We start from the raw sequence: 14,902 nt of genomic DNA, 5'->3' as shown, positions 1-14,902 counted from the left end.
CCCGCCTGCCGCGGCGTCAGGAAGGGGCCGTCACCAGCCGCGCTTGCGCCACTCGTCCAGGTTGGGGCGCTCGGCGCCGAGCGTCGTGTCACCTCCGTGACCGGGGTAGACCCAGGTCTCGTCGGGGAGTTCGGCGAAGAGCTTGGTCTCGACGTCGTGCAGCAGGCTCGCGAACGCCTCAGGATCGTCATGGGTGTTGCCGACGCCGCCGGGGAAGAGGCAGTCGCCTGTGAACAGATGCGGATGCCCGTGCGGGTCGTCGTAGACGAGGGCGATGGAGCCGGGCGTGTGGCCCACGAGGTGGCGTGCCGTCAGCCCGACCTCGCCGACCTTCACCGTGTCGCCGTCCTCGACGAGCACGTCGGTGCCCACCGGGATTCCCTCGGCGTCGTAGCGGCCCGCGTACGTACGGGCCTGCGTGCCCTCGACGACCGGGGCGAGGGCCTGCCAGTGGTCCCCGTGCCGGTGGGTGGTGACGACGGAGGCGATCCCGTCGGAGCCGATGAGTTCGAGCAGTGTCTCCGGCTCGTTGGCCGCGTCGATCAGCAGCTGTTCGCCCGTCCTTCGGCAACGCAGCAGGTATGCGTTGTTGTTCATGGGGCCGACCGCGACCTTGGAGATCATCAGGTCGGTCAGCTCGTGCACGTCGGCAGGTCCCCCGACCTGCACCTCTCCGGTGTAAGCCATGGGGACACCCTAGGCCGTGCCCCGCGGGCGGGCGCCAGAGCGGAGGCGTGGCGGATATGAGGACATGCCGTGGGCTGCGGCGAGGCGTGGGAATCCGGGGACGGCGCAGGCAGTGGCATGCCCCTGGGCGCGGGCGGCACCCGCGCGCAGCGGCCGAACCGCCCGCCCCGGCCCGTCAGAGAGCCGGCAGATCGGGCAGCGGGTCGCGTGCGGAGAGCCCGGAGCCGGTGCTGCGTCCGGTGAGCCAGGCGACCAGGGCGGTGGGGCTGCCGGCGACGACCGCCGTCTTCGCGGAGCCGTCGGGCGCGCCCGTGTGCCAGGTGACGCCGTCCTCCGTGCGCAGTTCGACGGGCACGGCGAGATCGGGGTGGCCGGAGAACCGCCGCGCCATGTTGGCCAGTTCACGCTCGATGAACGTCGCGGGCAGATCGTCCATGGCGTAGCCGATGCCCAGGTCGACGTGGTGGAGCTCCACCTCGATCCAGCGGCGGAAGGGCAGGGAATACGCGTGGTCCGTCACACCGTTACGGAGTTCCACGGTTCGTTCCCAGTCCTGGTCGCGCTGTGCGCCGAAGGCGCCGTCGAGACGGGCCGCGCTCTCGCGCAGGTCCAGGAGGTGCTCTGCGACACTCCTGTGCGCGTCGCGCTCGATGTCGGCGTCGCGGCTCTCGGCGCTGGCGTACATGGGCCGCGCGGCGAGCGCGTTGAGCAGCGCGTCCGCGTTGCGGGCGACGTGTGCCAGCACATGGCCGCGGGTCCAGCCGCGAAGCAGCGAGGGCTTGGACGCGGTGGCGTCGTCGAGCTGTTCGACGGCCGCTAGCAGCCGGCCGGTGGCGGCGCGTACGGCAGCGGCGTCGGCTGAGGGGTCGGGCACGGGAGCGGCGGGGTTCGCTGGCTGCGTCATGATCCCCAAGCTAGCCCCGCCACTCCTTCGGGTGGAAGACGGCGCGAACCGCGGAACTTCCCGCGAGGGAGACCCAGAATCGAATACACGTACTATAAGCTCTCAAGGCGGTACCGACACTGTCCGGGACACACTCGGGCGGCACCGCCTCTAGTCTTGAGCGGGGGGCTCCTGCGCAGTCGGGGCACCCTGCTTCTCACACGAAAGGTGCCAACCGGCGTGGCCTCTGACCGTCTCCTTGTCCGTGGCGCTCGCGAGCACAATCTCCGGAATGTCTCGGTCGACCTCCCGCGCGACTCGCTCATCGTCTTCACCGGTCTGTCGGGGTCGGGCAAGTCTTCCCTGGCCTTCGACACGATCTTCGCCGAGGGGCAGCGCCGCTACGTCGAGTCGCTGTCCGCGTACGCCCGGCAGTTCCTCGGTCAGATGGACAAGCCGGATGTGGACTTCATCGAGGGCCTCTCCCCCGCCGTCTCCATCGACCAGAAGTCGACCTCGCGCAATCCGCGCTCGACGGTCGGCACGATCACCGAGGTCTACGACTACCTCCGGCTGCTCTTCGCCCGCATCGGCAAGCCCCACTGCCCGGAGTGCGGCCGGCCCATCGCCCGGCAGTCGCCGCAGGCCATCGTGGACAAGGTGCTGGGCCTGGAACCCGGCAGCCGCTTCCAGGTGCTCTCGCCGCTGGTGCGCGAGCGCAAGGGCGAGTTCGTGGACCTCTTCAACGAGCTTCAGACGAAGGGCTACAGCAGGGCACGCGTGGACGGGCAGACGATCCAGCTGTCCGAACCACCGAAGCTGAAGAAGCAGGAGAAGCACACGATCGAGGTCGTCGTCGACCGGCTCACCGTGAAGGAGGGCGCGAAGCGGCGGCTGACGGACTCGGTCGAGACGGCGCTCGGGCTCTCCGGCGGGATGGTCATCCTCGACTTCGTCGACCTGGACGAGGACGACCCCCAGCGCGAGCGGATGTTCTCCGAGCACCTCTACTGCCCGTACGACGACCTGTCGTTCGAGGAGCTGGAGCCGCGCACCTTCTCCTTCAACTCCCCCTTCGGCGCCTGCCCGGACTGCACCGGCATCGGCACGCGCATGGAGGTCGACGCCGAGCTGATCGTCCCGGACGAGGAGAAGTCGCTCGACGAGGGGGCTCTGCACCCCTGGTCGCACGGACACACGCGGGACTACTTCGGCCGCCTCATCGGCGCGCTCGCCGACGCGCTCGGATTCCGTACGGACATCCCGTGGGCCGGACTGCCGCAGCGGGCCAAGAAGGCACTGCTGTACGGGCACAAGACCCAGATCGAGGTGCGCTACCGCAACCGGTACGGCCGGGAGCGGGCCTACACCACGGCCTTCGAGGGCGTCGTGCCGTTCGTCAAGCGGCGGCACCAGGAGGCGGAGACCGACAGCAGCCGGGAGCGCTTCGAGGGCTACATGCGCGAGGTGCCCTGCCCCACCTGTGACGGCACGCGGCTGAAGCCGATCGTGCTCGCGGTGACGATGCAGGGGAAGTCGATCGCGGAGATCTCCGCGATGTCGATCAGCGAATGCGCCGACTTCCTGCGGGAGATGACGCTCAGCGACAGGGACAAGAAGATCGCCGAGCGGGTCCTGAAGGAGGTCAACGAGCGGCTGCGCTTCCTCGTCGACGTCGGCCTCGACTACCTCTCGCTCAACCGCGCCGCCGGGACCCTCTCCGGCGGCGAGGCGCAGCGCATCCGCCTGGCCACGCAGATCGGTTCGGGTCTGGTGGGTGTGCTGTACGTGCTGGACGAGCCGTCGATCGGGCTGCACCAGCGCGACAACCACCGGCTGATCGAGACGCTGGTGCGGCTGAGGGACCTGGGCAACACGCTGATCGTCGTCGAGCATGACGAGGACACCATCAAGGCCTCCGACTGGGTCGTGGACATCGGCCCGGGCGCGGGCGAGCACGGCGGCAAGGTCGTGCACAGCGGCCCGATGAAGGAGCTGCTGGAGACCGCCGAGTCGGTCACCGGTGACTACCTGGCCGGGAGGAAGAGCATCCCGCTGCCTGCTGTGCGCAGGCCCGCCGATCCCGAGCGGCAGCTGATCGTGCGCGGCGCACGCGAGAACAATCTCCGCGACATCGACGCGTCCTTCCCGCTCGGCGTGCTCACGGCGGTGACGGGCGTCTCCGGTTCGGGCAAGTCGACCCTCGTCAACGACATCCTGTACACCCACCTCGCGCGGGAGCTGAACAACGCCAAGTCGGTTCCCGGCCGGCACACCCGCGTGGACGGCGACGACCTGGTGGACAAGGTCGTACACGTCGACCAGTCGCCGATCGGGCGCACCCCGCGCTCCAACCCTGCGACGTACACGGGCGTCTTCGACCACGTGCGGAGGCTCTTCGCGGAGACGACGGAGGCGAAGGTGCGCGGCTACCAGCCGGGGCGCTTCTCCTTCAACGTCAAGGGCGGCCGGTGCGAGAACTGCTCCGGTGACGGCACGATCAAGATCGAGATGAACTTCCTGCCGGACGTGTTCGTGCCGTGCGAGGTCTGCCACGGCGCGCGCTACAACCGGGAGACGCTCGAGGTCCACTACAAGGGCAAGAACATCTCCGAGGTGCTGGAGATGCCGATCGAGCAGGCGACGGAGTTCTTCGAGGCGGTGCCCGCGATCGCCCGTCATCTGCGGACGCTCAACGACGTGGGGCTGGGCTACGTACGGCTCGGGCAGCCGGCACCGACGCTCTCCGGCGGTGAAGCGCAGCGCGTGAAGCTCGCGAGCGAGCTGCAGAAGCGCTCGACCGGGCGCACCGTGTACGTGCTCGACGAGCCCACGACGGGGCTGCACTTCGAGGACATCCGCAAGCTCATCTCGGTGCTCGACGGGCTGGTCGACAAGGGCAACACGGTCATCGTCATCGAGCACAACCTGGACGTCATCAAGACCGCGGACTGGGTGGTCGACATGGGCCCCGAGGGCGGGTACGCGGGTGGTCTGATCGTCGCCGAGGGCTCCCCGGAGCAGGTGGCCGCGATTCCGGCGAGCCACACCGGGAAGTTCCTGCGGGACGTGCTGGGTGACCGGGTGAGCGACGCACCGCCGACGGCGGCGCGCAAGGCCACGTCCGGTGCCGGCGCGCGGAAGCGGGCGTCGAAGGCGAAGCAGTAGAGGTGGCGGTCCGGGGGCGGGCGAGCCCCTCCCCCGTCACGGCACGGGAAGCCACATCTGAATTCCGCTGAGGCGGCGGGAAGTTCGCGGTCGGGTCCGCGAACTCCCCGCCGCCGCTCTCGTTCGCGGGCCGGGTGGTCCGGCGGAATGCCACACCGGAATCCTCCTCCGGCCCTCTCCTCTCCTTGACGTGCTCCTTCGGCGTCGCTCACTGCTCCTTTCTCCAACTGCGCGCCCCGGACGGGCAGTTGGCGTGTTTACAGCCATTGTTCGAATTTCCTCCCGGGATCTGGTGCCGCCCGGTGACCGCTGAGACCCTTTGCGGCGCTGTGCGCAGAAGCGCATGGAACACCCGTGTTCACAGGGGATGTTGTGATACGAGTAAACGTACGCAGAAGAGTCCTCGCGCGGTCGCTGCTCCCCGCAGTGACCGCTTTTTCGTTTCTGACGGCCGTACAGCCCGCTTCGGCCGACACCGCACCGGCCGCACCCCCCACGGCCGCACGGACCGCCGCGGCGCAGGCAGCGGCAACGGCTCCCGCACCGACCGGCATCCCGGACGGCGACGGCATGGAGATCTCCCGCACCAGCCGTCCGGTCGCACCCGGTGCCCGGCTCACGTCCTTCCAGCGGCTGGAGTCCGACAAGTGGCTGCGGGCGGACGCCCTCAGCGTGGATCTCGGAGGCCGAAGAGACGGCGGCACCCGCGCCGACTACCTCTCCAGCGGTGAGGTCTCCACCCGTGCGCCGCTGAGCGAGCAGGCCGAGAACCACGACCCGGGCGAGGGCCGCCGCACGGTGGCGGCCTTCAACTCCGACTTCTTCGACATCGACGAGACCGGGGCGCCGCTCGGTCCCGGCGTGCGGAACGGCAAGGTCACGCACTCGCCCGCCGCCGGCAACAGCGAGTCCCTCGGCTTCGGACCGGACGCTGCGGGCCGGGTCCTGGCGCTCTACTTCGAGGGCACCCTGACCCTCCCCGGCGGCAAGCAGCCGCTGACCGCGTACAACGCCGCCAACGTCCCCGAGAACGGCATCGGCGCCTACAACTCCCGGTGGGGCGAGGCCGACCGGGCCCTCACCACCGACAGCGACCCCGAATCCACGGAGGTGCTGCTGCGGCACGGCCGTGTGAGCCGGATCCTCGACGAGCCCGGCAGCGGCCCGATAGCCGAGGGCACCACGGTTCTCGTCGGCCGGGACACCGGTGCGAAGACGCTCGACGGACTGCAGGTGGGCGACCGGGTCTCGCTCGAGTACCACGTACGTACGGACGACGGCAGCGCCGTTCCGCGCACGGCGGTCGGCGGGCGTGGCCTGCTCGTCGTCGACGGGCAACCGCAGAACTGGGAGGGCAGGCCCAACAACGCGACGGCACCGCGCACGGCCGTGGGCTTCTCCAAGGACGGCTCGACGATGCACGTGATGTCTGTGGACGGCCGCCAGGCGGCGTCCGGCGGTGTGACGCTCACCGAACTCGCCCTGATGATGAAGGACTTGGGCGCATACAACGCGCTCAACCTCGACGGCGGCGGCTCGTCCACCCTCCTCGCACGCGAACCGGGCACCGATGACCTGCAGTTGGAGAACGCGCCGTCCGACGGGGAGGAGCGTGAGGTGCCCAACGGTGTGGCGCTGACCTCCCCGGTGGGCAGCGGCGCGCTCAAGCACTTCTGGGTGGAGACGGCCGCCGATCCGGCCTCCGCGCCCACCGCAGACAACATGCCCGTCGGCCACCCGGACCGCGTCTTCCAGGGCCTGACGCGGAAGTTGACCGCGGCCGGCTACGACGAGTCCTACGGACCGGCCGAGGGCACCCCTCGCTGGTCTTCGGACCGGCCGGGTGTCGGACGGGTCGACGGGGAGGGTGTCTTCCACGCCCGTGGCACGGGTTCGACGAAGGTCACCGCACACCAGGGCGGCGCACGGGGTTCGACGCATCTGTCCGTCGTCGGCGAGCTGGACCGCATTCGCCCCACCCGCGAACGCGTCGGGCTTGAGGACGGCGGGGCAGAGGGCTCCTTCGGCGTCATCGGCTTCGACGCCCAGGGCACCAGCGCTCCCGTGGATCCGGCCGACGCCCGTCTGCGGTACGACCGTTCGCTGTTCTCCATCTCGCCGGACGACGCCCGCGGCGGCTTCACGGTGAAGGCCAGGCCCGGACAGGAGTCGGCGTCCGGGATCGTCACCGTCGACGTCAAGGGCCGCACCACGAAGCTCGCGGTCACGGTCGGCCTCCACGACGAGAGGACAGCCGGCTTCGACGACGCCGCGGACTGGAAGTTCAGCGCCGCGCGTGCCGAGGGCTCCCTCGCGGCCGACCCGGAGGGCAAGGAGGGCACAGGGCTGAGAATGACGTACGACTTCAGCCGTTCGACCGCCACACGCGCCGCGTACGCGACGCCCCCGGCAGAGGTGCCCGTGCCGGGGCAGCCGCAGAGCTTCACCATGTGGATAAGGAGCGACGGCAAGGGCGCCTGGCCCTCGCTGCACCTGAAGGACGCAGGCGGTACCGACCAGGTGCTGCGCGGCGAGCACCTCACCGAGGAGGGCTGGCAGCAGATCACCTTCGAGGTGCCGGAAACCGTCAACTACCCGCTGCGGCTGCACCGTTTCTACCTCGCCGAGACCAGACCCGCCGAGCAGTACACCGGTGAGGTCGTCCTCGACGAGCTGACGGCACGCGTACCGCCCGACGTCGAACTGCCGGAGACCGAGCGCCCGCACGATCCGCTGATCTCGACGGCGGCCGACGTGGCGGGGCGCGACTGGCGCTTCGCGGTGATGTCCGACGCGCAGTTCGTGGCCCGTGATCCGGACAGCGCCGTGGTACGGCAGGCACGCCGCACGCTGAGGGAGATCCGTGCCGCCGGACCGGACTTCGTCGTCATCAACGGCGACCTGGTCGACGAGGGGTCGAAGGAGGATCTCAGTTTTGCACGCCGCGTGCTGGAGGAGGAACTGGGAGACGCCGTCGGCTGGATCTACGTGCCCGGGAATCACGAGGTGATGGGCGGCAGCATCGCGAACTTCACCGCCGAATTCGGCGCGGCGCAACGCACGTTCGACCACAAGGGCACCCGGTTCATCACGCTCGACACCTCGTCGCTGACGGTGCGCGGGGGCGGATACACCCAACTCCAGGAGCTGCGGAGGCAGTTGGACGACGCCGAGAACGATCCTTCCGTCTCGTCCATTGCGGTCGTGCAGCATGTGCCGCCACGGGACCCGACGGGGCAGCAGGCGAGCCAGCTCACGGACCGCATGGAAGCCGACCTGCTGGAGGACTGGCTGGGCGACTTCCGCGCCCGTTCGGGCAAGGGAGCGGCGTTCATCGGGGCACACGTGGGCGTCTTCGACGCGTCGCGGGTCGACGGCGTCCCGTATCTGGTCAACGGCAACTCCGGGAAGTCACCTGCCGCGCCGCCCTCCCGCGGCGGCTTCACGGGCTGGTCGCTGCTCGGCGTCGAGCAGAACGCACAGCGGCACGGCGGGGACTGGCTGGCCGCCCAGACCAGGGCGCACGTGGACGGCCTCACGATGGAGGCACCGGGCGGGATGCGGGTGGGCGAATCTGCCCATGCGGCAGCCACGGTCACCCAGGGAGAGGGCGAGTCGGCGCGGAAGGTGCCGGTGGCCTGGCCTCTGAGCGCGGACTGGTCCGGTTCCGGCAACCTCTGCGTGAGAGGCGGCCGCAGCGCCGCGGACGATACCAAGGTCCGCTGCGCGGCTTCGTACGATCCGCGGACCGGCACACTCACCGCTCACCGGCCGGGAACGGTCACGCTCACGGTCGAGGTGGCCGGTGAGCGGGCGGAGAGGCAGGTGAGTATCACCCGCTGATTCCTGTCCGCCTCGACGGGCGTGCCGGGCTCGGCCCGGTACGCCCGCGAGCCGGGTGTGCGTCGGGCCGGGTGGGCCCCCGAGCCGGTACGGCTCAGACCTCCACGTCCTTCTTGCCGCGCGTGGCAGCGAGGCTCGTGAGGGTCGTGACGACGAGGACCGCGCAGATGACGCCCAGCGACACCGGGATGCTGATCTCCGGCACGGGGACACCGGACTCGTGCAGCGCGTGGAGCACCAGCTTGACGCCGATGAACCCGAGGATGACCGACAGCCCGTACGACAGGTGCACCAGCTTCTTCAGCAGGCCCCCGATGAGGAAGTACAGCTGGCGCAGGCCCATCAGGGCGAAGGCGTTGGCGGTGAAGACGATGTACGGGTCCTGCGTGAGCCCGAAGATCGCGGGGATCGAGTCCAGCGCGAAAAGGACGTCCGTGGAGCCGATGGCCAGCATCACGATGAGCATCGGCGTCATCAGCCGCTTGCCGTTCTCCACGATGAACAGCTTGGTGCCGTGGTACTGGTCGGTGGAGGGGAAGCGCCGCTCGATCAGCTTCATGAAGCGGTTCTCCTCGTACTCCTCCTCGTTGTCCTCACGGGCCTCCTGGATGAGCTTCCAGGCCGTCCAGATCAGGAACGCACCGAAGACGAAGAAGATCCACGAGAAGGCCGAGATCATCGCGGCGCCGGCGGCGATGAAGACGGCCCGGAGCACGAGCGCGATCAGGACGCCCACCATCAGCACGCGCTGCTGATAGATCGCCGGAACGGCGAACTTCGCCATGATGAGCACGAAGACGAAGAGGTTGTCGACGCTCAGCGACTTCTCGGTGAGGAATCCCGCGAAGAACTCACCGGACGCCTTGCCCGTCCCGAAGAGCCAGAGCCCCAGCCCGAAGACGCCGGCGAGGACGATCCAGACGGTCGTCCATACCGCCGCCTCCTTGAGGGAGACCTCGTGCGGCTTGCGGCCGCCGATGAAGAAGTCGGCCGCGATGAGGGCGCAGAGGCCCACGATCGTCAGCGCCCAGACAGTCAGGGAGACATCCATGTACTCATCCTCCGGCTCGCGTGCTCACATCGGCCGGAGGTCTCCTCCACCTGGCTGGCACCGCAAGTGCCGGCCGGCCGGCGCCCCGGGACCGGTCACGTCCGGTCCGTACTGACGGGCACGCCGCTGGGTTCTGGGAGTACTCCCCTCCGCACAAGGAACAGTAAAGCAACACCAAAGAAACGTAAAGAGATGCTGGCCAGAGGTGCGGGCCGTACGAACTGACCCTGGCTCAGCCCTCCGTGCCGTGTGCGCGCCGCGCGGACGCGACCTGGCTCAGCACCTGTGTCAGCACCTGGCTTCCGTGCGGCACGAGCGGAGGCTCATACGTCCAGTGGTGGCCGACCCAGGGATCGGCCAGATGATCGTCCGGTACGGGCGTGATGCGCAGCAGCGCCCGCCACAGCGGCGAGAGCACGGGCCCGTAGGCGCGGGCGTCGTCACGGTCGGCGACCATCATCAGATGCACTCCGACGGACGGGCCTTCGTCGGCCAGGTACCGCAGCTGCGTGACGGCACGGTCGTCGAATCCGTGCGGGAAGTCGTGGACGACGAGGAGCTGTTCGGCGGTGTCGAGGTCCGCGGGGAGTGAGTCGGTGGCGCGGCTGCGGACGGCCATCTGCACCAGGTCGACGCGGCGGGTGAGCTGTTCGAGCACGTTGCTCACTCCGGCGGCGCCCGCGGCCGGCGGCTCCGGCAGCACGCCGCTGTCGATGAGCGGCGCGAGCGCGGCCTGCGCGGAGCCGGCCGGGTCGATCGCGTGGAGCGTGAAGTCGCCCGCGGGATAGACCGCAGCCAGACGTGCGGCAACGGCGGTCGCGGTCTCGGCCGCGAGCCGGCGCAGCTCGTCCTGACCGACGACCGAGGCCGCCGCCGGGCCGGCCGCGGAGGAGCCGGCCTGGCCGCTGCGGCCGCTGTCGATCCACAGACCCCGCTCCAGCGGCAGGCGCACCAGCATCGGGATCCGCAGGCCCGCGCTCTCGGGAAGGCACAGGTCGCCCAGGCGCATGGCCATCGGCGTCTGCGTGGGCGGCTGGTAGCCGTGCCAGACGGGGTTGTCCCACCGGGCGTACGCGGGCGGCAGCGCGGGCTCGACGACCTCGGCCTCCGCGCACAGCTGCCCCAGGTCACGGTCGAGCACCTCACGGGCCTGCTCGACGAGCCGGGCCTGCTTGGAGCGTGCCTCGTCGCGCGCCGAGTCGGCGGCCGGGCCCACGCGGGTCCGCGGATCCGAGAGCACCTTGTCGAGTTCCTGCTCCATCCGCGACTCGGCGAAGTCGACGGCGGAGCGGTAGGCGGCGACCGTGCGGGCCAAGTCCTCGAACATGTCCCAGATCTGGTTGTAGAGCCGCTCGTCCATGCTCCAGCCGGTGGCATCGCCGGCGACCGGCACATACGGACCGCCGCTGCCGCCGGGGGCGGCCGGGGCCGGCGGCGGCGCCGCGGAGGGGGCCGCGGCCGGGTACGGGGGTGAAGTGGGCGGCGGCGCGGACGCGCGACCGGGATGCTGGTAGCTGATGCGCCCGTCGCCCGGGACGCCGATGTCCGCGGCACCCTCGGCGACGCCTCTCGCGCCGCCGACCGTGGCCTCGCGGGAGCGCTCCCCGTCCGTACGGGGCGGGGGCGGAGCGACGGACCGGGCGCGGCCCGCCGCGACCGCCTCATTGATCGTCGTGGCCAACTCCTGTGCGCGGGCGAGCCCTTGGTCGGCGAGCATCGCGGAGAGCCCGCCGGCGTAGCCCTGCCCGACCGAGCGGACCTTCCAGCTGCCCTGGCGCCGGTAGAGCTCCAGGGCCAGGACGGCGGACTCGGCGTCGAGGCCGGTGAGCGTGCAGTTCGCGATCCCGTCACCGTCGAGTTCGGTCACGGTCACGGTCGGGGGCGCGAGCTCACCGAAGCGTGCCGGACCGTCCGCCACCGCGGGCAGAGCCAGCAGCACGTTGACGCGGTGGACTTCGCCGGGAAGGGCGTCGAGATCCACGGCCAGCCGGTGCTCGGCCGCGGCCTGCCGCGACACCTCCAGCCCGGGCAGCTGCGGCCGGGCCGGGTGAGCTATCCACGTCTCTTCCCGCATCCTGCCGTGCTCGTCATTGAGCGTCGCACCGGCGATGACCGGCCGCTCCACGGACACCCGGATCTCCAGACGGGCTCCGGGCAAGGGGTGGTTCTGCCCTCGTACCAGCTCGGCCGTCATCCTCTCCCCCCAAGTCTCACGGTCCGGCCACGACCGCCGCTGCCGCCGCGGCCGCGCCCCCTTGCTGCCTGCCGCTGCCCCGGCTCAGAGGTGGGGCACCATCGCGGGCATCAGGTCCTGGAACGTACGGCCGTTGGTCGGTGCGCCGACGGCCGTCATCTGCCAGCCGTTGCCCTGCCGGTGCACCTTGGCCATGATCTGCGCGGTGTACTCGCCGCCGCCGGTGAGCGTGTACCGCGCCAGCTCCTCGCCGTTGGTCTCGTCGACCAGGCGGCAGAAGGCGTTCTCCACCTCAGCGAAGGTCTGCCCCGTGAAGGAGTTGACCGTGAAGACGATCTGGTCGATGTGGACCGGAACGCGCTGCAGGTCCACCGTGATCGCCTCGTCGTCGCCGCCCTGACCGGCACCGCCGACGAGGTTGTCGCCGGTGTGCCTGACGGAGCCGTCGTCGCTGACCAGGTGCCGGAAGAAGACGACGTCCTTGGGCTCCGTGCCCGCGAAGAGCACCGCCGAGGCGTCGAGGTCGATCTCCTTGCTGCGCTTGCCGAACAGGCCGCGGCGCGGGGCAGCCTTCCAGCCGAGTCCCATGCGCACTGCCGACAGGTCGCCACCGTCGTTCTTCGTCAGACTGATGGCCTGTCCCTTGGACAAGTTCACCGACACGTGCTTACCCCTCTCGACTTTCTGCTGCCATCCCGCTTGCGATGGCGGTCACGCTCCGACCCTACGCATGCACGCGAAGCGCCCGGTCAGGACGTACTCCTTTGTGTCGCTCTTGCAACACTCACGTGCGACGCGACGGACCGGACGTTGCCCGGCCGGCGTCGGGCGGCATCGGCTGCCGCCGCTACTTGAGCCCCGCCTCCCTCATCTGCCGCAGCTCCTTCTTCAGTTCCGACACCTCGTCGCGGAGCCGGGCCGCGATCTCGAACTGGAGCTCCGCCGCGGCGGCGCGCATCCGCTCCGTCATCTCCTCGATCGTCTCGGCCAGTTCGCTCGCGGGGCGGTCGGTGAGGACTTCGGCGCCGCGTTCCTTCCGGCCGGCCGACTTGGCCGGGACGGGCGCCTTGCCCTTGCGGTCGCCTGCCTTGTGCTCCTGGCGGTATCCGGAGCCGAGCAGCTGCTCGGTGTCGATGTCCTCGCGGGCGATGTCGGCGACGATGTCACCGATCTTCTTGCGCAGCGGCTCGGGGTCGAGGCCGCGCTCCTTGTTGTACGCGATCTGCTTCTCGCGGCGGCGGTTGGTCTCCTCGATGGCCTTCTCCATGGCGGGAGTCGCCTTGTCCGCGTACATGTGCACCTGGCCGGAGACGTTGCGCGCGGCGCGGCCGATCGTCTGGATCAGGGACGTGCCGGAGCGCAGGAAGCCCTCCTTGTCCGCGTCGAGGATCGCGACGAGCGACACCTCCGGCAGGTCGAGTCCCTCACGCAGCAGGTTGATGCCGACCAGCACGTCGAACTCCCCGGAGCGCAGCTCCCGCAGCAGCTCGACGCGGCGCAGCGTGTCGACGTCGCTGTGGAGATAGCGGACCTGGATGCCCAACTCCAGGAAGTACTCGGTCAGATCCTCCGCCATCTTCTTGGTGAGGGTGGTGACCAGCACCCTCTCGTCCTTCTCCGCACGGGTGCGGATCTCGTGCACCAGGTCGTCGATCTGGCCCTCGGTCGACTTGACCACGACCTCCGGGTCGACGAGGCCGGTCGGGCGGATCACCTGCTCCACGTAGCCGTCGCCGCGGGAGAGTTCGTACGGGCCCGGGGTCGCCGAGAGATAGACGGTCTGGCCGATGCGCTCCAGGAACTCCTCCCACTTCAGCGGCCGGTTGTCGATCGCGGAGGGCAGCCGGAACCCGTGCTCGACCAGGGTGCGCTTACGGGCGGCGTCGCCCTCGTACATCGCGCCGATCTGGGGAACGGTCTGGTGCGACTCGTCGATGACGAGGAGGAAGTCGTCGGGGAAGAAGTCCAGCAGCGTGTGCGGGGCGGTGCCCGGGTCGCGGCCGTCGATGTGGCGCGAGTAGTTCTCGATGCCCGAGCAGGTGCCGATCTGGCGCATCATCTCGATGTCGTACGTGGTGCGCATCCGCAGCCGCTGCGCCTCCAGCAGCTTCCCCTGCTTCTCGAGCGACTCCAGCTGCTCCCCCAGCTCGGCCTCGATGCCTGTGATGGCCCGCTCCATGCGCTCCGGCCCGGCCACGTAGTGAGAGGCGGGGAACACGTACAGCTGCTCGTCGTCGGAGATGACCTCGCCCGTCACGGGGTGGAGCGTGGAGAGCGCCTCGATCTCGTCGCCGAACATCTCGATGCGGACGGCCAGTTCCTCGTAGACCGGGAAGATCTCGATGGTGTCGCCGCGCACACGGAAGGTGCCGCGCGTGAACGACATGTCGTTGCGCGTGTACTGAACCTCGACGAAGCGGCGCAGCAGATCGTCTCTGTCGGTCTCCTGCCCGACCCTGAGCGGCACCATCCTGTCGACGTACTCCTGGGGGGTGCCCAGACCGTAGATGCAGGAGACGGAGGCGACGACGACCACGTCGCGCCGTGTCAGCAGCGAGTTGGTCGAGCTGTGCCGCAGTCGCTCGACCTCCTCGTTGATGGAGGAGTCCTTCTCGATGTAGGTGTCCGTCTGCGGGACGTACGCCTCCGGCTGGTAGTAGTCGTAGTACGAGACGAAGTACTCCACCGCGTTGTTCGGGAGGAGCTCGCGGAACTCGTTGGCCAGCTGGGCGGCGAGGGTCTTGTTCGGCGCCATCACCAGCGTCGGCCGCTGGAGCCTCTCGATCATCCAGGCGGTGGTGGCCGACTTGCCGGTGCCCGTCGCCCCGAGCAGCACCACGTCCTTCTCGCCACCGCCGACGCGCTGCGCCAGCTCGTCGATGGCGGTGGGCTGGTCACCGCTGGGCTTATAGGGGCTGACGACCTCGAAAGGCGCCACCGTGCGTTCGATCTGGATTTGCGGCCGCATGCAGACAACGGTACGACCCACCTCTGACAACGGCCTCAACCAGCGGGACGCGGCCGATGCCATCACGCAGTGGGACCGAAGCGTCGCATCACGTTCACACCCACGCCA

At 69.8% G+C, this 14,902-nt stretch carries 8 protein-coding genes; 2 read left to right on the top strand and 6 right to left on the bottom strand.

Annotated elements, in window-relative coordinates:
• Positions 1 to 30: 30 nt before the first annotated feature.
• Together G4Z16_RS26950 and G4Z16_RS26945 are read right to left on the bottom strand one after the other, a co-directional pair.
• On the bottom strand, positions 31 to 687 hold the full coding sequence (locus G4Z16_RS26950) for an MBL fold metallo-hydrolase (protein ID WP_028435609.1): 657 nt from the start codon (positions 685 to 687) through the stop codon (positions 31 to 33).
• A gap of 175 nt (positions 688 to 862) precedes the next feature.
• Positions 863 to 1,591 carry a maleylpyruvate isomerase family mycothiol-dependent enzyme gene (locus G4Z16_RS26945; RefSeq protein ID WP_197353219.1) on the bottom strand — a complete coding sequence of 243 codons (729 nt, stop codon included), beginning with the start codon at positions 1,589 to 1,591 and terminating at the stop codon, positions 863 to 865.
• Positions 1,592 to 1,810: 219 nt separating this feature from the next.
• Between G4Z16_RS26945 and uvrA the strand changes: the two genes are divergently transcribed.
• Positions 1,811 to 4,738: an excinuclease ABC subunit UvrA gene (uvrA, locus tag G4Z16_RS26940; protein ID WP_246531092.1), complete on the top strand. Its 2,928-nt coding sequence runs from the start codon at positions 1,811 to 1,813 to the stop codon at positions 4,736 to 4,738.
• 570 nt (positions 4,739 to 5,308) lie between these two features.
• Positions 5,309 to 8,581: a phosphodiester glycosidase family protein gene (locus tag G4Z16_RS26935; protein WP_197354944.1), complete on the top strand. Its 3,273-nt coding sequence runs from the start codon at positions 5,309 to 5,311 to the stop codon at positions 8,579 to 8,581.
• A 94-nt stretch (positions 8,582 to 8,675) separates the two neighbouring features.
• On the opposite strand, the gene G4Z16_RS26930 is transcribed toward G4Z16_RS26935, so the two are convergent.
• The 4 genes from G4Z16_RS26930 to uvrB form a co-directional block, all read right to left on the bottom strand.
• Complete coding sequence (locus G4Z16_RS26930; RefSeq protein WP_197353217.1) at positions 8,676 to 9,632, bottom strand: TerC family protein; 957 nt, start codon at positions 9,630 to 9,632, stop codon at positions 8,676 to 8,678.
• 232 nt (positions 9,633 to 9,864) lie between these two features.
• A complete protein-coding gene (locus G4Z16_RS26925) occupies positions 9,865 to 11,826 on the bottom strand; it encodes a TerD family protein (RefSeq protein WP_197353216.1) in 1,962 nt (653 codons plus the stop codon).
• Between the two features lie 84 nt (positions 11,827 to 11,910).
• A complete protein-coding gene (locus tag G4Z16_RS26920) occupies positions 11,911 to 12,489 on the bottom strand; it encodes a TerD family protein (protein WP_197353215.1) in 579 nt (192 codons plus the stop codon).
• Between the two features lie 184 nt (positions 12,490 to 12,673).
• Complete coding sequence (gene uvrB / locus G4Z16_RS26915) at positions 12,674 to 14,794, bottom strand: excinuclease ABC subunit UvrB (RefSeq protein WP_197353214.1); 2,121 nt, start codon at positions 14,792 to 14,794, stop codon at positions 12,674 to 12,676.
• Between the last annotated feature and the right edge of the window lie 108 nt (positions 14,795 to 14,902).

The sequence above is a fragment of the Streptomyces bathyalis genome, assembly GCF_015910445.1.
Taxonomy (GTDB): domain Bacteria; phylum Actinomycetota; class Actinomycetes; order Streptomycetales; family Streptomycetaceae; genus Streptomyces; species Streptomyces bathyalis.
This window is presented reverse-complemented; position numbering and strand designations above follow the sequence as displayed.